At 53.6% G+C, this 18,281-nt stretch carries 17 protein-coding genes; 9 read left to right on the top strand and 8 right to left on the bottom strand.

What is annotated here, in order from left to right; all coding sequences use genetic code 11:
• The first annotated feature begins 4 nt into the window (after positions 1–4).
• Both MYS68_RS22195 and MYS68_RS22190 read left to right on the top strand, forming a co-directional pair.
• Complete coding sequence (locus tag MYS68_RS22195) at positions 5–262, top strand: HPr family phosphocarrier protein (RefSeq protein WP_248927947.1); 258 nt, start codon at positions 5–7, stop codon at positions 260–262.
• Position 263: 1 nt separating this feature from the next.
• Positions 264–923 (top strand): HAD family hydrolase, encoded by a 660-nt coding sequence (locus tag MYS68_RS22190; RefSeq protein WP_248927946.1) that lies wholly within the window; start codon positions 264–266, stop codon positions 921–923.
• Between the two features lie 124 nt (positions 924–1,047).
• Here MYS68_RS22190 and MYS68_RS22185 read toward each other — a convergent pair whose 3' ends face one another.
• Genes MYS68_RS22185 through MYS68_RS22165 form a run of 5 tightly spaced genes read right to left on the bottom strand, consistent with a single transcriptional unit; the run spans position 1,048 to position 5,889 of the window.
• Positions 1,048–1,854: an ABC transporter permease gene (locus MYS68_RS22185; RefSeq protein WP_248927945.1), complete on the bottom strand. Its 807-nt coding sequence runs from the start codon at positions 1,852–1,854 to the stop codon at positions 1,048–1,050.
• Positions 1,855–2,706, bottom strand: a complete 852-nt coding sequence (locus MYS68_RS22180; RefSeq protein ID WP_248927944.1) for an ABC transporter permease — start codon at positions 2,704–2,706, stop codon at positions 1,855–1,857. It lies immediately after the preceding gene.
• Positions 2,703–3,845 carry an ABC transporter ATP-binding protein gene (locus MYS68_RS22175; RefSeq protein WP_275983506.1) on the bottom strand — a complete coding sequence of 381 codons (1,143 nt, stop codon included), beginning with the start codon at positions 3,843–3,845 and terminating at the stop codon, positions 2,703–2,705. The genes MYS68_RS22180 and MYS68_RS22175 overlap by 4 nt, the downstream gene beginning before the upstream one ends.
• Positions 3,845–4,939, bottom strand: a complete 1,095-nt coding sequence (locus MYS68_RS22170) for an ABC transporter substrate-binding protein (protein ID WP_248927943.1) — start codon at positions 4,937–4,939, stop codon at positions 3,845–3,847. Before MYS68_RS22170 ends, MYS68_RS22175 begins: the two co-directional genes overlap by 1 nt.
• Before the next feature lie 44 nt (positions 4,940–4,983).
• Positions 4,984–5,889, bottom strand: a complete 906-nt coding sequence (locus MYS68_RS22165; protein WP_248927942.1) for a MurR/RpiR family transcriptional regulator — start codon at positions 5,887–5,889, stop codon at positions 4,984–4,986.
• A gap of 133 nt (positions 5,890–6,022) precedes the next feature.
• Between MYS68_RS22165 and argH the strand changes: the two genes are divergently transcribed.
• Positions 6,023–7,513 carry an argininosuccinate lyase gene (gene argH, locus MYS68_RS22160; RefSeq protein WP_248927941.1) on the top strand — a complete coding sequence of 497 codons (1,491 nt, stop codon included), beginning with the start codon at positions 6,023–6,025 and terminating at the stop codon, positions 7,511–7,513.
• A gap of 21 nt (positions 7,514–7,534) precedes the next feature.
• Here argH and alr read toward each other — a convergent pair whose 3' ends face one another.
• Positions 7,535–8,689 carry an alanine racemase gene (alr, locus tag MYS68_RS22155; protein ID WP_248927940.1) on the bottom strand — a complete coding sequence of 385 codons (1,155 nt, stop codon included), beginning with the start codon at positions 8,687–8,689 and terminating at the stop codon, positions 7,535–7,537.
• A gap of 210 nt (positions 8,690–8,899) precedes the next feature.
• On the opposite strand from alr, the gene MYS68_RS22150 reads away from it, so the two are divergent.
• Both MYS68_RS22150 and ald read left to right on the top strand, forming a co-directional pair.
• Positions 8,900–10,135, top strand: a complete 1,236-nt coding sequence (locus MYS68_RS22150; RefSeq protein WP_248927939.1) for a PucR family transcriptional regulator — start codon at positions 8,900–8,902, stop codon at positions 10,133–10,135.
• A 111-nt stretch (positions 10,136–10,246) separates the two neighbouring features.
• The gene (gene ald / locus MYS68_RS22145; RefSeq protein ID WP_248927938.1) at positions 10,247–11,377 is read left to right on the top strand and encodes an alanine dehydrogenase; all 1,131 of its coding nucleotides are present in this window, start codon (positions 10,247–10,249) and stop codon (positions 11,375–11,377) included.
• 87 nt (positions 11,378–11,464) lie between these two features.
• Here the strand turns inward: ald and MYS68_RS22140 are convergent, their stop codons facing one another.
• Complete coding sequence (locus MYS68_RS22140) at positions 11,465–12,676, bottom strand: extracellular solute-binding protein (protein ID WP_248927937.1); 1,212 nt, start codon at positions 12,674–12,676, stop codon at positions 11,465–11,467.
• A gap of 516 nt (positions 12,677–13,192) precedes the next feature.
• Positions 13,193–13,981, bottom strand: coding sequence for an exodeoxyribonuclease III (locus tag MYS68_RS22135; protein WP_248927936.1), 789 nt, complete (start codon positions 13,979–13,981; stop codon positions 13,193–13,195).
• 143 nt (positions 13,982–14,124) lie between these two features.
• Between MYS68_RS22135 and MYS68_RS22130 the strand changes: the two genes are divergently transcribed.
• The 4 genes from MYS68_RS22130 to MYS68_RS22115 all read left to right on the top strand — a co-directional run bounded on the left by MYS68_RS22130 (position 14,125) and on the right by MYS68_RS22115 (position 18,267).
• Positions 14,125–15,090 carry an acetylxylan esterase gene (locus tag MYS68_RS22130; RefSeq protein WP_248927935.1) on the top strand — a complete coding sequence of 322 codons (966 nt, stop codon included), beginning with the start codon at positions 14,125–14,127 and terminating at the stop codon, positions 15,088–15,090.
• Positions 15,091–15,289: 199 nt separating this feature from the next.
• Positions 15,290–15,829, top strand: a complete 540-nt coding sequence (locus tag MYS68_RS22125; protein ID WP_248927934.1) for a metal-dependent hydrolase — start codon at positions 15,290–15,292, stop codon at positions 15,827–15,829.
• Between the two features lie 24 nt (positions 15,830–15,853).
• Entirely contained in the window at positions 15,854–16,735 is an 882-nt protein-coding gene (locus MYS68_RS38890; protein ID WP_338043599.1) for a DMT family transporter, read from the top strand.
• A gap of 227 nt (positions 16,736–16,962) precedes the next feature.
• Positions 16,963–18,267, top strand: a complete 1,305-nt coding sequence (locus tag MYS68_RS22115) for an ABC transporter substrate-binding protein (RefSeq protein WP_248927932.1) — start codon at positions 16,963–16,965, stop codon at positions 18,265–18,267.
• Positions 18,268–18,281: the final 14 nt, after the last annotated feature.

Genomic DNA, 18,281 nt, shown 5'->3' with positions numbered 1-18,281 from the left:
GTATATGTTGGAACGTCAAGTTATCGTTAACCGTACGGAAGGCCTGCATGCCCGCCCTGCGGCGGATATCATGAAGCTCGCCATCCGTTATAAAAGCCAAATCGTGATCGTTTTCGGAAGCCGCAACGCCAATGCGAAATCGATGCTCAGCATGATCAAGCTCGGTGTCAAGCAGGGGAATGAAGTGCTTGTCCGTGCGGACGGTCCGGATGCCGAGGAAGCTTTATCGGTTATTTCCGGTTATTTGGAGGCTGCGGTATAACATGATAAAAGCTATCGTATTCGATTTTGACGGCTTGATTCTCGATACCGAGTCGGTTTGGTATGAAAGCTATAAAGAGGTGCTCGCCTCTTACCATATAGATTTGACTGTCGATTTTTTCAGCGGCTGCGTCGGCACCCACAGCACGGCTTTGTCGGAATATATCGAAGAGAGAACCGGGATTGCAGGCGGAGCCGCGAAAATTCGCGCGTTGGCTGCGGAGCTGCATGAAAAAAAGATCGCATCCATGCAAGCGCGCGAAGGGGTTCGCGAATATTTGGAGGAAGCGGGGAGGCTCGGATTGCGGGTCGGTCTGGCCTCAAGTTCGACCAGGCAATGGATCGACCGTTTTCTGAATTTCCTAGGGCTGTCGGATTATTTTCAAATTATCAGAAGCCGGGATGACGTGGCTAAGGTGAAGCCGGACCCGGAGCTGTATGTGCAGGCGGTAACCGCTTTGGGCGTAAGGCCGGAGGAAGCGCTTGCCTTCGAAGACTCCGTGAACGGCTTGAAGGCGGCACGGGCGGCGGGGCTGTGGTGCGTTGTCGTGCCCAATCCGATCACCCAGGATCTGGATTTCAGCGGTTCGCATTTACGCATACGTTCCATGGCGGATTGCAGCCTGACCGACGTAATTAGCCGGTTGAACATTGGACGGTAAGGGGAAAAAATCAGAGGCAGCCTTGGACGGTGATGTTCAGGGCTGCCTCTGCCTTGCAGACCGATTCCCACGCGCTTCGCTTGGCTTCTTGCAAGGGCCGGGCTGTTCCGGCACAACCGCAAGGTCAGTGCCTTGCTCCGGATTTCTGTCCGCCGAACGCTTTCTCGATTCCGACAGTCCGCGCAATAACGGCGATAATCAGGGCAGCAACGATAATCATGATCGTCGATACGGCAGCCACGAGCGGATCGGCGATTTCCTCCAAATATCCGTACATCTTTACCGGAAGCGGTATCATTTTCGGAGTGGAGAGGAACAGCGATACTGCCAGTTCGTCGAAGGAGCTGATGAACGTGAATGCAGCGCTTGCGACTATACCGGGCATCAGCAGCGGAACTGTGACGGACCGAAACGCTTTTACAGGCGTTGCTCCCAGGCTCATGGCCGCATCCTCCAATCTTTGATCCAGATCGCCGATGCCGGCTCCGACCATCCGTACGGCGAACGGTACCGTGATGATTAAATGAGCCAAGACGAGTCCCCAGAATGAGCCGATCAATCCAAGGTTCATCATAAAGACAAGCATCGCCACGCCCAGCACCGCGCCCGGAAGCATGAGCGGCAGAAGGAAAAATACGCTGAACGCGTCGGTGAACCTATGGCGCCGGCGGTATAAGCCGAGCGCAATGAGCGTGCCGAGGGAGGTCGAGAGCAGGGAAACCGTCAGCCCGAGCCGGAGGCTCAGCCAAAGTGCTTCCGACCATTCCCTGCGGCGCATGAGCTTTTCATACCATTGAAACGACAGACCGTGCTGGGGAAACGCCATATATCCCGTATCGGTCAAGGAAATGGGAATAACGACAGCGACGGGGACAACGATGAAAAGGAGTATAGCCCAACCGATGGCGGTCATTGTTTTTGAAGAACCCATTTACACCATCGCCTCCTTTCCTTGCCCCTTGGACATTTTTTGATAGAATGCGACGATGCCGGTCGAGATAAAGAGAAGCAGCAGCGAAAGTGTCGCTCCGAAAGGCCAATTAAACAACCCGACGGTTTGCTCGTACGCGAGAGCCGCCAGCACCTTGTATCTGGGGCCGCCCAAAATGTTGGGCAAAACAAACGATGACATGGATAGCGAAAAAGCGAGCAGTCCCCCCGACAGCACGCCGGGCATACTGAGAGGGAAAGTTACGCGCCAAAACGTCTGCCACGGACGGGCACCGAGACTCGCAGAGGCCGACTCCAACCTCGGGTCCATGCTGTAAAGCGCAGTCAATAACGCGATGATGACATGGGGAAGGTGAATATGAGTCAAGCCGATAACCACGCTGGTCTCGTTAAATAACAGTTTGACCGGTTCGGAAATGAGGCCGAAGTGCATCAGAACGTTATTGATAAACCCTCCGGGTGCCAGCAAGATCATCCAGCCGAAGCTGCGTACGACGACGCTGACAAGCAGCGGGGAGAGAATGAGCATCGTATAAAAGGCACGCCATCCCGGCGACGAACGCAGGATGACCAAAGCCAGCGGGTACGCGAGGATGATGTCCAGGAAAGCGCTGACAAAGCTGAGCTTAACAGTGCGCAACACTACCTCCAGCACAAAGCTGTCCTTGAACATGTGGAAGTAATTGTTCAACGTCCAACCGTCTGAATCCACAGTGGGCCGGAAGCTCAGCATCGTCAAATATATCATCGGTCCGAGGAAAAATACGATAAAGACGATCAGTGCCGGCAAAATAAGAAAGAGAGAATTCCACCGCTGCGATTTTAAAATCATACGTCGCTCTCCTTGGCATCGGTTTTGCTGCAGCGGGTATCCGCCGCATCCCACGAAAGATTCACACGGGCCCCGGGAGGAGCCGGATTCTCATAGCGTCTGGTCGGCGTGCGAACGAGAAGTTCCCCACAGTCCGTATGTACCTTGTACAAAATCGTCGACCCTTGGTAGGAGGAAAAAGTCACTTGGCCGGCCAGCAGATTTTTTCGTTGCTGTCCGGGAATTCCGGACGACTTCCCCGATGTTTTCCCCGACGGTTCCGGCAAAGGCTCCATGGCGATCCTCTCGGGGCGGACAAAGGCTTGAGCAGGTTTGCCGGCTATGATCTCGCCCTTGGCCATGCCCCAGACTTCCGCTCCGGAAGCAAAGCGGATGCGGAGGAATTCCGCCTCCCTCCCGGCTGCGGTCCCTGTGACGGCATTGGTCATGCCTATAAACCGCTGCACAAATTCGGTTGCCGGTTCTTCATATACTTCCTCAGGGGTGCCGATTTGCTCCACGCTGCCGTTATTCATCACGACGATACGGTCAGAAATGGCGAGCGCCTCGTCCTGGTCGTGGGTGACAAAAATAGTCGTAATGCCGATTTTTCGCTGGATCTCCTTCAGCTCGACACGCATCTCGTCCCTCAGCTTTGCATCCAGGTTGGACAAAGGTTCATCCAGCAGCAGCAAGGAGGGACGAATCACGAGCGCCCGGGCCATCGCGACTCGCTGCTGCTGGCCTCCCGAAAGCTGGGCCGGCTTCCGTTCCGCCATGCCTTCCAGGCGAACGATGGCCAAAGCTTCGTGAACGCGGCGAGCGACTTCATCCTTAGGCACCTTGCGTATTTTAAGACCATAGGCAACGTTTTCAAAAACGGACATATGAGGGAAAAGAGCGTAACTTTGAAATACGACGCCAATATTCCGGCGGTAGGGAGGAAAGCCGTTGACTTTTTCCCCTGCGAGTCTGATTTCCCCCTCGTCGGGTTCCATAAAACCGGCAATCATGTTTAAAGTGGTCGTTTTTCCGCAGCCCGAAGGCCCGAGAAATGATACAAATTCGCCTTGTTTGATTTGCAGAGACAAGCGGTTGACGGCATGCCTGCCCCCAAAAATACGGGTGATTCCATTCAATTCCACGGCAATGGCACTCATTATTTGGCGACCTCCCTCATCCATCGATCGGACCATTCGGACCGCAGTTTGTTGATTTTGGTATGATCCAATTTGATCATTTTTTGAATTTGCTCGGGGGAAGGCACTTGCGCCTTCGTCGCTTCGGACAATTTCACGTTTTTGTTGGAGGGCCCGTATTTTTGCGTTTCGGCCAGGATCGACTGGATATCTTCGCTCAGCACGAAGTTTACAAACAGCTGAGCAAGCTTGGGATGCGGAGCATTGTTGACGGCCGTAACCATGGAAGCGAGAGCCGGCGTTCCTTCTTTCGGATAAACGAACTGCAGAGGAACGCCTTTATCGGCGAGGGTATACAGACGGCCGGATCCCCAGACGCCGATCCAGGCTTCCTTGCGCTGCAGCAATTGCTCGACTTGGGCCGTACTGGCCGCAATCGTCATTTTGGGCAGAAGCTCCTTCAGCTTCGCAAACCCGGGTTCCATGTTGTCCACTCCGCCACCGTTAGCGGCCGCCATCATCACAAGACCGATCAAACCGTAGCTGTTGTTAAGATCGTTGGTAAACACCTTGCCGGCGAATTCCGGGCGAAGCAAATCGTTCCACGAGGTTGGGGGCTGCCAGCCTTTTTCCTTGAACACCTGGGTGTTATAGGAAAGACCTATCGCCCAGGAGCCGAGTACGGCCCCGACATGATCGGGCTCCAGCAAATTCGGATGAAGATTGGACAAATTCGTAACCACATTCGGATCCAAGGGGGCCCAAAGGCCGTCCGCTTTGCCTTGGAAAAAGGGACCGTCGTCCACAACGGCGACGTCGAACAGAGGGGTTGCGCTCTTGCTTGCGTTGAGAGCGGCCAAGGTTTGAACGGACGTATTTCCTTTATAGGTCACTTTGACGCCATATTTTTTCTCAAATGCGGGAATGATGCGGTCCTTGTAGATTTCTTCAAAGTTGCCGCCATATGCGGAAATGGATAGTTCTTTCTCGTCCAGCTGCGAAGCGGCTTCTTTCCCGGAAGAACTTTTGCTTTTTACTTCATTTGCATTTCCGCCGCAGCCAGCTGCGGCAACAGCCATCGCCGCCGCCAAAGCAAATCCCAAAAGACGTTTCATTTCAATTGCCCCCATTCAATGTATCGAATATAGAATGCAGCTTTTTATTTATGGCTTTCAAAGGTCCATAAATAGTTTTCGAGCTTGTCGGAAATCTGGTCGCTTTTTTTCATATGCCGCTGCGAATGCTCCCGCTGCTCCTCCGACATAGCCGCAACCAACGCGGTCATGAGGCCGTTGACGATGGATAGCGCTCCGACCATCGAATTTTGAAACATTGGCCCCCGGCAATCGACGCAGAGCAGCACATCCGCAAATCTCGACAGAGGGGAGGTCGGACTGTCGGTAATTCCAAGCACGGGAACTCCGGATTCTTTGGCCACCCGGGTCATCTCCATGATCCTCTTGGAATAACGGCTGAACGAAATGGTGACCAGCAAATCTTCGCTGCCGAGGCGACTTAGCTCCTCAAGATCCTTGTGGCTGTCCGAAATCAATGCGGATTTTCCGGTCAGTTGATTCAGTAAAAAGTTCATTCCGTAAGCCGCCGTTTGTGAATTGCGGACGCCGGCTACGCCTACTCGACCCGCACGCAGTATCAATTCGACCGCTCTTTCCACCATTTTAAGTTGGACGCGATCGCTTAATCCTTGCAGGATTGCCTGATCGGCCCTTAACGACTCGTAAAACGCTTTGGCGGCATCCGTGCTGCCCGATGTAATCCTTGCCATTCGGTTAATCGGCTCCAGCCGCTGCTTGACCTGATCGCGGAGAGTAGTTAAAAATTCGGTAAAGCCCGAAAAACCCATCTCGCTGGCAAAACGCGACACGGTAGGCTGGCTGCAGCCGACCGCTTGCGCTACATCCGCGCTGCTCATAAAAATAACGGATTCCGGATCACGTACGATAAAGTCGGCGACCTTTCGTTTGGGACCGGTCAGTTCGCCATACCGTTCCGTAATGAGATTGACGAGGGGGAGCTGGCCGTCTGCGTCTTGATTTGCGCTCAATGCAATCACCTCCGGCAAATATGGTTGAATAATTTCATGCAGGTATGTTATTATCTGAATGAAGTCATTCCGACACCATCATTCTAACAATTGTGTGAAGATTTTGTCAACAAAATATAATGGAGGAATCCAAGTGAGAGAGCGTTTACAAGAACCGCCGGCACAAGAGGTTATCCGGCATTTGTTTGAACCGGCAATCTTAAGTGATCTGGAACGGAATTTTTACAATATCCTCGATATCAACAAGGCACATCTTCTCATGCTGGTCGACCAAAACATCGTCACGCCTGAAAACGGGAAAAAGATTATGGATGCCATTTTCAAGCTGGAAAAGGACGGTTCCGGGTCCATGGAGATTGATCCTAACCTGGAGGATTTATATTTTAATATCGAGTCCTGCATCATTCGGCAAACCGGTATGGAGATTGGCGGGCAGATGCATACGGCCCGCAGCCGGAACGATCTTTACGCGACGTTGAACCGAATATGCAGCAGGACAAATTTAATCGCCATTTGTTCGATGATCAACGGGTTACGGTCCGATATGCTGAAGTTTGCCAAAGATCATCTGGATGTCATTATGCCTGGATATACCCATTTGCAGCCTGCGGAGCCCGTCACCCTGGCACATTATTTTTCCGCTGTCCTTCACGCATTGGACCGGGATTATGAAAGGATTTTCAGCGCTTTCGGCAGACTGAACATATCCCCGCTCGGCTCCGGTGCGATGGCTTCCACTTCGTTTCCGATCGACCGCCGGCAGACGGCGGAGTTGCTCGGCTTCGACGACATCATCCGCAACTCCATCGACGGTGTCGCATCGAGGGATTACGTATTGGAAATTTTGTCCTCGCTCGGCATCTTTATGGCCGATCTGAGCCGGTTCAGCCATGATCTTTATGTATGGTCGACCGATGAATTTTCCTACATAGAAGTCGGGAATTCCGTGGCGGCCTGCAGCAGTATCATGCCTCAAAAGAAAAATCCGATCACGCTCGAGCACGTGAAAGCGAAAGCCGCCCATGTTCAAGCATCGTACGTTTCCGCCTTCAGCACACTCAAAAACACTCCGTATACGCATTCCCGCGATGTGAACTCGGAGAGCGTCAAATACTACTGGAACGCTTTGTACGAGGTGGAAGCAGCAATTTCTCTGTTAACCGCAACCTTAAAAACGCTTAATGTCAATAAAGAACGAATGCTTGCCCGCACCAAAATGAATTTCAGCACGGTGACGGAATTGGCCAACTCACTCGTCCGCGACGAAAAGCTGTCATTTCGCGCTGCACACCATCTGGTGGCCGGCTTGGTCAATCACGTTTTGGAGCAGAAGCGGATGGCGGAGCATATCGACGGGAAGCTGTTGTCCCGGATTTCGCAGGAGGTGCTTGGAAAGGAAATCGTCTTGAGCGAGGAGAGCATATGCAATGCTCTTGATCCGGTCCGGAACGTGGAATCGAAAAAAACGGCTGGCGGGCCTTCACCCGCCGAGGTTTCTGTGCAACTGGAGCGGCTTGCGGAACGCCTTGAGGCGGATAAGAGGAATTTAACGCTGAAGGAAGAACAGCTCAAACGCGCCAAAGAGGCTTTGAATGAAAAAGCAAGCAGTCTTGGTCTGATGTAACATTTTTCATCGCATTGCGTTTTACGTATAAATACGCGGGACTCTGCTCCCGATTAAGCAAGCGACTTCATAATGGATGGTGCCCGCCTGGGAAGCAATTTCGTCCATCGTTATGAAGTTTTCTTTTGTTCCGCCGATGAGGACCGCTTCCTCTCCGGCCTCAACGCAGGGGACCGGGGTGACGTCGAGGATGGTTTGGTCCATGCAGATATTTCCTGCGATGGGAACTCGTTGATCCCGGACCAAGGCAGATCCCCGGTTAGAGAGCCGCCGCGGCAGCCCGTCCGCATAACCGATAGGAAGGGTCGCCGTTATGCGGTCGCTTTGGGTGATGTATGTACATCCGTAGCCGACAGGCTGGCCGCTTGGGACGCGTTTTACGGCGGATATTTTCGTTTTCAGCTGCATCGCCGGTATAAGCGGAAAGCCGGGAAGGGGTGAGCCGGGCAAGGGACTCAGCCCGTACAGGGCGATTCCGACCCTCACCATGTCCAGGTGCATGTCCGGGAATCGCATGGCGGCGGCGCTGTTGCAGATGTGCTTGAGCGGTATTTCGATATGGTGCCGCCGCAAAAAATCGATGTATGAAGCGAACAGCCGATATTGGCGGAGGGTGTAGGACGGATCGCTGCCGTCCGCATCGGCGAAATGGGAAAATGCTCCTTCCAGCGTGACATGCGGGGAAGACTGCGCCTTTCTCGCCAAAGCTAAAGCCGCCTCGTGGCCAGTGACTCCGAGCCGGGTCATTCCGGTATCGATTTTGAGATGGATTCGCGCCGGCTGCCGCAATTGTTCGGCGCAGGAGATCGCTTCATCCAGCACTTGCTCGGAAAACACGGTTAAGGCAATGCGGTGGCGAAGCGCCGTTTTCACCGCATAGAGGGGAGTGTGCCCCAAAACCAGGATGGGGTGGTGAATGCCTGCCTTCCGCAGTTGCAACGCTTCATCCACGATGGCGACGCCTAAATAATCGGCTCCGGCGGCCAAAGCGGCCTTGGCGGCTTCGACGGCGCCGTGACCGTATCCGTTCGCTTTCACAACCGCCATGAACCGGCACGACGGCTTCATTTGCAGTTTGAACAGTTTGACGTTGTGCGAAATGGCGCCGAGAGAAACTTCCGCCCATGTTTCCCGGCAGCTGTTCCGAGTCTCGGCCGGCTGCTGCATCATTTTCATAAGAAGTCGCCCCTTCTTCCAATGGTTTCTTAAACGGCCGCAGGTGGGCATAGCCATTCCGGTTTGCGCCGATGTATACTAAAGTATAAGTTGACGCTCGACCTTATTCATTGTAGAGAAACAAGAAAAATATAAGCGACGCTTGTGTATTTTCACAATTGGCGAAGCTTGCTGCGGCGCCGAGACATTGGACAGAGGGTATGATGGGACATGCATACGGAAAAAGATATGTTCGAAGCCGGCTTTGACAGCCTGGAGGCTGTGGCGGAAGCGATAAATAAAGCGATCGGGTGCCCGGTAACGATCGAGGACCCCGGTCACCGGCTGATCGCCTACAGCGCGCACGATGCGAAGGCGGATTTCGCCCGGCTGGCGACGATCGTCGGCCGCAGGGTTCCGGAGAAGGTGATCGCCGCTTTATGGCGCGAAGGGGTGATTCGGCGGCTGCACGAGAGCGACGGTCCGGTCCGTGTCGCGGCGATCGAAGATGTCGGGCTTGGCGCCCGCGTGGCCATGGCGATCCGCAAAAACGACGACATCTTGGGGTATATTTGGATTCTTGACGATGAAAGACGTCTCGGGGACGAGGAACTGGCCCGTCTCAAAACGGCGGCGCAGGCGGTCAAAGCGAAATTGGTTCAATTGCAGCAGCAGAGACGGAAAAAAGAAGAGAGCCGGACCGATTTTCTATGGCAGCTTTTGACGGGATTTTTAACGTCCGAAACGGCGATTCGGGAACAAGCGGACAAGCTGGACATACAGCTTCCTGCATCTTATTATGTGTGGGTGATCCGGTTCGTGTCGGAAATCGGGGACAGCCTGCTTCAGCATATTCAGTATATCGGCGCGTCAGTCAGGCATGTTCGCTTGATCGGCCATGTCGTCGACAACGACCAGTTGATCCTGCTTGCCGCACCCGGAGCGGCATCTTCATTGAAGCCGGACAGTCCGGCGCCCATTCGGAGCTTCGCGGAACAGATCGCTAGAAGCGCCGGGAGCGTCCGGTTCGACGCAGGCGGCAGCTCGCTTCGCGAAAGCTACGCCGCGGTGGAGGAGGGGTACCAGGAAGCGTTGACCGTGCTGCAAATCAAGCGGCAATTTCCCGCCGAAACGCGGCATATTTACGATTATCCCGGCCTCGGCTTCTACCGTTTTTTGCCGCTCATCCTGCAGGAAAAGCAAAAACGCCCGATGAAAAACGCCGCCATTGAAAAGCTGAGAACGTACGATGCCGAGCACAATCAGTGCCTGCTGCATACGTTGGACGTCTTTTTAAGCTGCGACAGCAATGCGAAAGAGGCGGCCCGGCTGCTGCACGTTCATATCAATACGCTGACTTACCGGTTGAAACGGATTTCCGAGGTCGGCGAAATCGACTTAACCGATATGAATCAGAAGGTTACCCTGTATATTGATCTGAAGACGGAACAGCTCGGCGGACGCTGACTTTGTGAAAATTCACAATAGCGGCCCGGTGCTTTCTCGTTTTCAGACGAAGATAACGGGGGCCGGTTCTCCTATACTTGACTTAAGACAAGTTCAGGGGAGGGCATAGGGATGAAGATCGGGGTGCCTAAAGAAATCAAAAACCAGGAAAACCGGATCGCGATGACTCCCGCCGGCGCGGCCGCTTTAGTAAAGGCCGGGCACGAGGTGTTCATCGAAAAAGATGCCGGTGCGGGCAGCGGCTTTGCAAATGAAGATTATACGGCGGCAGGCGCGGCGGTTGCGGATCATGCCTCCGATGTTTGGCGGATGGCGGATATGGTCATGAAAGTGAAGGAACCGCTACCTTCCGAATTCGGGTATTTTCGTGAAGATTTGGTCCTGTTTGCTTATTTGCATCTGGCGGCCGACCCGGGGCTGACCCGGGCCCTGGTGGAAACGAAGGTCGCTGCCATTGCCTACGAAACGGTTTCCGCGAACGGTTCGCTGCCCCTGCTGAAACCGATGAGTGAGGTAGCCGGCCGCATGTCCGTGCAGATCGGCGCGCAGCTTTTGGAGAAGCCGCATGGCGGGAAAGGCATTTTGCTGGGGGGAGTTCCGGGCGTGAAGCGGGGGAAGGTGACCGTTATCGGCGGGGGCGTCGTCGGCACTAACGCCGCCAAAATCGCAGCCGGCCTCGGCGCCGACGTGACGGTCATCGATTCGGATCTGGAGCGCCTGCGCCAATTGGCGGACATATTCGGCTCGGGCGTCCAAACCTTGGCGTCTTCGCCGATGCATATTGCAGACGCTCTCGAGGAGTCCGATCTGGTCGTCGGGGCGGTATTGATACCGGGAGCCAAAGCGCCGAAGCTGGTTACGGACGATATGGTAAGAGCGATGAAGCCGGGGGCGGTGATCGTTGACGTAGCCGTAGACCACGGCGGGATCTTCGAGACGGTCGACCGCGTGACGACACACGCCGAGCCTACGTATGAAAAACACGGCGTCATCCATTATGCGGTGGCGAACATGCCCGGCGCCGTTCCAAGAACGTCGACTTTCGCCCTGACAAACGCGACTCTTCCCTATGCCCTGCAAATTGCCGGCAAAGGTGTGAAGCGGGCTGTGCAGGACAATAAACCGCTCCGGCTCGGACTCAACGCTGCGGGCGGTTCGGTCACTCACGAAGCGGTGGCGAAGGATCTCGGTTATGAGTATACCGATGCCGAAATGGCGCTGGAAAAGCAATTGATCGGCTGATTTGCAGCTCCGGACAGGAACAGGAACGTTCCGTCCGGAGCTTTGTTTGCTTGCAGGCGGCAGCAAAGAAAGCCGGGCCCGTTTCGTTCAGGCGAGCCGTACACCCATTTCCCTGTTCAGCTCATCCGCATACCGCTGCAAGGTTTCGTCCGCTTGTTCGTTATTCAGAATCATATCGAGCAGCCGGCGGCGATAATCCAGTATACCCCAATCCTTGTTCTCTTTCATGAGGCGCAGCTGCAGCCCGATGACTTTGCCGACCGAGCCTCTCGGGGGAGGGGGCGCAGGTCTGTTATAGCTAATGGCCCGGACATTTTTGTTTTGATATAGCGGGACAAGCTCTCCGAACATCATTTGAATGTCCGGATTGTTTAACGACGTTAATACGCCTTTCCGGCAGTTGTTTCGCTGAAACTCGTCCGATACCAGGAAACGGACAATTTCCAATGCGGCGGCTTTGTCCTTGCATGACGGACTGATCGCGAGCATGAGGTTGTTCCACAGGTTAGGTCCTTGCCGTTCCTCGAATACGGGATAAGAGACGATATCCCAATCGAACTGCAAATCATCCGGGTTGTAGCAGGTCGGGCAAATGACGCCCATGGCGACGACTTGCTCTCGTACGAAGTAACGGTTAAACGCCAGCATCTTGTTTGTATTGGGAAGCAGGTTGTTTTTAACCTGATAGATTCGCTGAATCGTCCGGGCCATTTTTTTCCACTCGGGGCCGGTGACGCTGGCTTTGCCGGTTGCTGCGTCGACCAACTCGGCGGATAACTGCATGCTCATTAGCGATATATCCGCCGGGTCCAGGCCGATGTACGACGTTCCGTCGCGCGGACCGGAAACATCGGCCGAACGTTCGATGACTTCCTCCCACGTCATGCCGTCGCCGGGATACGGTTCGCCGAATTTGTCGAAAATCGTTTTGTTATAACATAAGGGGTAATCCATGGCGTTGTTGTAAGGAACGGCGAACAGCTCGCCGCTGTCGCCCAGCCCGTGCGCCAGCAATCCGGCTTCGAAAGGATGTGCGGATAACGAAGGATCCAGCTCCAGCAAGTTGACGCACAGATGTTTGCCGATCAGCCTGCGCAGCGAATATGTCTCGATAAGATGGATGTCCGCCATCGGTTCGCCGTTTTCCCATTTTTCGATATGATCGCCGTACAGCGGTATTTCTCTTCGGTGTTCCAAATGCACATGAGGAAACCGTTTGGCAAGCGGCTCCGCGATTTCGCTGCGAAATCTTTCGTCCGCATATTCGGCATTAAACGATAAGGATAAAATAAAAAACACTCCTTTCGAATAGGAACATATATTCCTATTTTTGCATGGAGTGTTGGAAATGTACATAATCGGGAGGGACTAATTTTTTCCTTAATTTCACTTTTTCAGGGTCTGTGCCGTTTGTACCATTGACCGTCAAACAGCGTGGAGGCTCATGCGGTACACGGCGTACACACCGCGCCTCCTTCTAACGGTTGCAGGCGAGCTTATGAGAGCCAAACGGGTGATTTCAGAACGGTAACGGTTGCCAGAGCTGTTATTTGTGAACTTTCATCGATTTGGGGGGTACAAGATGAGAAATAAGCTCTGCCACAACCGTTACGATTTAAAAATGACGCTTTTGAGCCAAATAAGCTCGGCAGCAACCGTTAAATTGCCGGTACATAGGAAGCACATGCCATCAAGGTGGCTCCTATTTGATCATGATAAAAATGATTCGCCTTCCGGGAGAAGTTTTTTCGGAACAATTCCCGAAAATGCCTGAAAATGCCTGAAAATGCTTGGGGCAGCCGGCCATTCTCCGATCTATGCATCCGAATTTTCCGCTTCCGACCGTATATCATCCGCCAGCAGCAGCACGACCGGGCAGTGGTCGCTGCCCATCACGTGGGCGTCAATTTGCGAATCTACGAGGAATGGCGCCAGTCTCGAAGAAGCGAGGAAGTAGTCGATGCGCCAGCCGACGTTCCGCTCTCTTACTTTGGGCATGTTGGACCACCACGTATAAGCGTCCGTCTTGTCGGGATAAAAATGCCGGAACGTATCGATAAATCCGGCCTCCAGCAGTCGGGTCATCTTGTCCCGCTCCTCATCGGTAAACCCGGAGTTGCCCCGGTTCGATTTGGCGTTTTTGATATCGATCTCATGATGGGCCACGTTCAAATCGCCGCATACGATGACCGGCTTGCGGGCATCGAGCTGCTCCAGATAACTCCGGAAGCGGTCCTCCCACTCCATGCGCAGTTCCAATCGGGACAGATCGCGCCTTGCATTCGGAGTGTACACGTTGACGAGATAAAAGGAGCCAAACTCCAGCGTAATAACCCGCCCTTCCGGCTCCGAATCTTCCTCCAGGCCGTAACGCACGGAAAGCGGTTCAATCCTTGTAAATACCGCCGTCCCGGAATACCCTTTCTGAACCGCGTAATTCCAGTATTGGAAATAAGGCTTTTCGTATTCGAGCGAGATTTGTCCCTCCTGCAGCTTCGTCTCCTGAACGCAGAAAATATCCGCGTCCGTCTGCACGAAATAATCGTTAAAGCCTTTGTTCACGCATGCTCTTAATCCGTTGACATTCCACGATACGAGTTTCATCTTTCGTTATCCTCCCGCCTCTCGCCGCATAGGCCCTTTACTTCTAGCAGTATAGTATACTAGAGAAAAATCGACAATAGGGTTACAATCCGATCATACTCGCGGTAAAATCGAATAAGAATGAACGACAAGGGGGCGTACGTATGGGTTATATCGAAGAAGTGACCAGACCGTTTTACAGCTATTTGCCGGAGCTGACGAAGCAGGACGATTTCGATGCGTTCTGGGAGCGGACGGTGGCGGAGGCCAGGGCGGTTCCGCTGAATCCGGAGAGAAAACCGGCGGATTATCCGAGTCCGCACGTTAAGGTGTACGCGATCTCGTACAACGGGATGGATCGGACCCGCATCCATGGCTGGTTTATCGTTCCGGCCTTTTTAAAGAAAGACAAATACCCGTGCCTGATCCATTATCACGGTTTTTCCGGCAGCCGGGGGCAGCCGTCCGATTTCATGCATTGGGTGATGCTGGGCATCGCCGTGCTGTCGGTCGATTGCCGCGATCAAGGCGGAAAAACCGGCAACAGCGCGTCCTATACTCACGGGTTTACGCTGAATGTGGCGAGCAAGGGCGTTCATGATAAAGACGAGTATTACTACCGTTTCGCCTATATGGACTGCGTCAAAGCGATCGATTTCGCCTGCGCTCAGGAGGAGGTCGACGCCGCTAAAATCGTCATCGAAGGGGCGAGCCAGGGCGGCGCACTCGGCATGGCCGTCTGCGCCTTGGACGACAGGCCGGCGCTCGCGATGGTCGATGTGCCGAGCAACAGCAACCTCGTCCGGCGCATCGAAGGAAATCACGGGGCGTTTTCGAGCGTAGCCGAATATTTGAAGAAACATCCGGATCAGACGGATCTCGTGATGAACAACCTCAGCTACTTCGACACGATGAACATGGCGGACAAAATCCGCTGCAGGGTGCTTGCGTCCGTCGCGCTGAAGGACGAGACATGTCCGGCCGAAATGTATTTCGCCACATACAACCGCATTCAAAGTGAAAAGGAAATCGTCGTATACCCGTTTAACGGTCATGAAGGCGGGGGTGCCGTGCATAGGGAGGTCAAGCTCGCTCATCTGAAGAAATGTTTCCCCGAATGGCTCGAATAATTCCGGCACCCTCCGGCTTGAAATAAATGAAGAACTTGCATTGATGCTTGAAAACGGATGAAGGCAGCCCATCCGAGCGATCCGGGCACGTCGGGACCCGGTACATTTCTGACATTCCTCGCGGAAAATTGGCGAGAATGATAGTTTCATATATAATATCTATTTGTGGTCATGTTAAACTTACAAGGAGTTCAGCCCAATGCTGCAAAAAACACACAGTATCGCCGGCTTGCTTGCAGCGGAATGCGTTCTCGCCGGCTTCCAGCAGCCTTTATGGACCTGGGAATCCGCCGCCGTCCTGCTTCTGGGTTGCCTGGCCGGCCCGCTCGCCGACATAGACAAGCCTTCTTCCACGGTCGCAAAAATATTTTTTCCGCTGTCGTTCCTGTTAAAAATGATGGAAATTCGTCACCGCACGCTTACGCATTCCATCCTGTTTTTGTTCATTGTATGCATGCTTGCTTTGCCGCTGCCGCCCATATTCTTTTGGTGTTTTGTGGTGGCCTTTGCGTCGCATGCATTTATCGATTTATTTAACGAACAAGGAGTCGAACTTCTTTGGCCCTTAAAAATTCGCTTCCGGCTGCTGCCGAAGTTCATTGCCATCGAAACCGGCTCATGGGCGGAAAGCGTATTTCGCCTCATTCTCTTTTTGCTTTGCGCCGCAATTCTCGTGAAAGGCATTCTGGGCTTGAACGGTCTGTCGGCGCCGAGTTTTCTGCTTAGGATATTTGCTTGACAGGATGATGGGAGAGGTGTAGGCGTGGGGTACCTTCTATTGATACTTGCAACCATGTCCTGGAGTTTTGTAGGTATCTTGGTCAAAATGGCTGCGGCCATGGCGGACAGTTCGCTCATTACATTTGCCCGCTTTGCGTTTGGTGTTATGTTTCTCGGATTGTTCCTTTGGGTCCGTTTCCGCTCCGTCAAGCTGCGCTACGACATGTCCTGGATCTGGATCGGCGCTATCGGCAAATGCTGCAACTACTTTTTTGAAAATATAGCGATATCCATCGGTTATTCTTACGGAAATATATTGGTGGGGCCTATTCAAACGATCATCCTTCTGATTTTATCGATCGCCTGGTTTAAAGAAAAGATCTCCTGGCGGGGCTGGGTGGCGGCTGCGCTCTGCATATGCGGCGTACTTTCGATCAGCTGGAACGGAATGCCGCTGGCTTTGTTGATGCAGGGGGGAGCCGTTACGACCGTTTTGTTTGTGCTGTCGGCGGTGGGAGCGGCTTTTCACACCCTTAGCCAAAAAAAGCTGGCCCACCATATGGATTCCGGCACGATGAACTTTTCCATTTTTTTCTGGTGCTCGCTGCTGATGGCCATCCCGGTTCCCATCGGATTTCATTGGACCGGCCAGCCGGCGTTTTGGCCTATAGCCGCTTTGCTTCTGCTCGGGCTGATCACCGGGCTTAGCTTTTATTGGTTCTCCCAATCGCTGCGCACGGTGCCCTTTACGGTAGCGGTAATTGTCAGCAACAGCGGAGTGCTGTTTACGATTTTGTGGGCGTATTTGTTTTTCGGGGATCCGATCACGGGATATATTTTGTTCGGCACCGCGCTGCTGATGGGCGGGCTCGTTCTGCTGAACTGGCCTTCCCGGCAAAAACTCCGGGAAAGCGGCGGCGCCTGACTTTGGAAGAAGATCACCAGCCTCCTTGGCCAGGCCATGGGTCGGTGATCTTCTTTTTTTCGCTATGTCGGCCGGCAGCGGCGAATTAAATCGCATATTACAATTCTCCAAGAAGTGCGGAATTCGCTCCATTCCGAATGAGGATGATCGCCGGTATAGTAAAAGCTGAGCATGAAATCGAAAGTCGACGCGAGGCATGCATCTACGTAGACGGGGGGATTTTCCGAATGTTCAGGAAAGGGCTTACAATCGGCATGAGTGCGCTGCTTGCTGCGGCTTTATCCGCTTGCGGCGGGGACAGCGCATCTAAAGCGGGAGAAAAAGAGGCCAAAGGCGGCCAGGAGAAGGTTGCTTTAAGGTTCAGTTGGTGGGGTGGCGAAGCCCGGCATAAGCTGTTCACGCAGATGATCGAGGATTTCGAGAAGAAGCATCCGAATATTAAAATCGAGCAGGAATTCAGCGATTTCGATCCTTACTTCGACAAGCTGGCGACACAGGTGGCGGGCGGCGACCCGCCGGATATCATGAGCATGCACCTCACGCGGTATATGGATTATGCCAACCGGAACCAGCTGCTCCCGCTCGACGAAATCGTCCAGTCCAAGGCCGTCGACGTGTCGGACTGGAATCCGAAAATTCTCGATCTCGGCAAGGCGAACGGCAAGCTGGTGATGCTCTCGATCGGCAATTCGTCGAAAGGCTTTTTCTATAACGCGGATCTGTTCAAAAGGGCGAACGTGGAGCCGCCCAAGTTCGATATCACCTGGGACGAATTTGCCGCCAAGGCGGCGGAATTGAAGAAAGCGGTCGGCAAGCCGGACTTTTATTTCATCGACGATCAGAGCGGCATTATGGATACGTTCGGCTACTTCAACCGGCAGAGAGGCAAGGACAACTACACGAAAGACGGCAAGCTCGGCTTCACGAAGGAAGATATGATCGCCTACCATCAATACTGGGATAAATTGCGCAAGGACGGCCTGATCCCTCCGGCTCCCTTGTCGGCCGAATACAAAGGCAAGCAGCATCAGGAGTCGATGCTCGCCAAAGGCATAACGGCAGCGGTGTTCGCTCCGGGCAACCAGATGAAAATATATCAAAGCTTCATGAAGGATGAGCTCGACGTCGTCCGGGAGCCCGGCGATCCGAACGGAAAAAGCGGCGAGGACATCGGCGGCGTATTCCTAAGCATCTCCGCCAAGTCGAAGCATCCGAAGGAAGCGGCGGAATTTATCAAGTATTTTCTGAACGACGAAGACGGCGTCAAAATGTACAAGGACGAGCAGGGCGTTGTCGCCTCCCCGAAAAGCGACGCGCTGATCGATCCGCTGCGTGTGCCGGCAGACAAAAAAATCGCCGCTTACCAGAAAAAAATTACGCCGTATATCAACGTGCCGAATACCGCGCCTGCCGGCGGGAACGACATAAACAAGCAGTTCGGCAACGCCAGCGAAGCGATCGCCTTCGGCAAGAAAACGATCGAGCAGGCCGTGAACGATTTCTTTAACGAAGCCGGGAAAATCTTGAAGTAGAAGGCGGGATGACG

Source organism: Paenibacillus hamazuiensis (assembly GCF_023276405.1).
GTDB classification, from domain to species: Bacteria; Bacillota; Bacilli; order Paenibacillales; family NBRC-103111; genus Paenibacillus_AF; species Paenibacillus_AF hamazuiensis.
The sequence above is the reverse complement of the archived record's forward strand: the minus strand, read 5'-3'. Positions and strand labels throughout refer to the sequence as shown.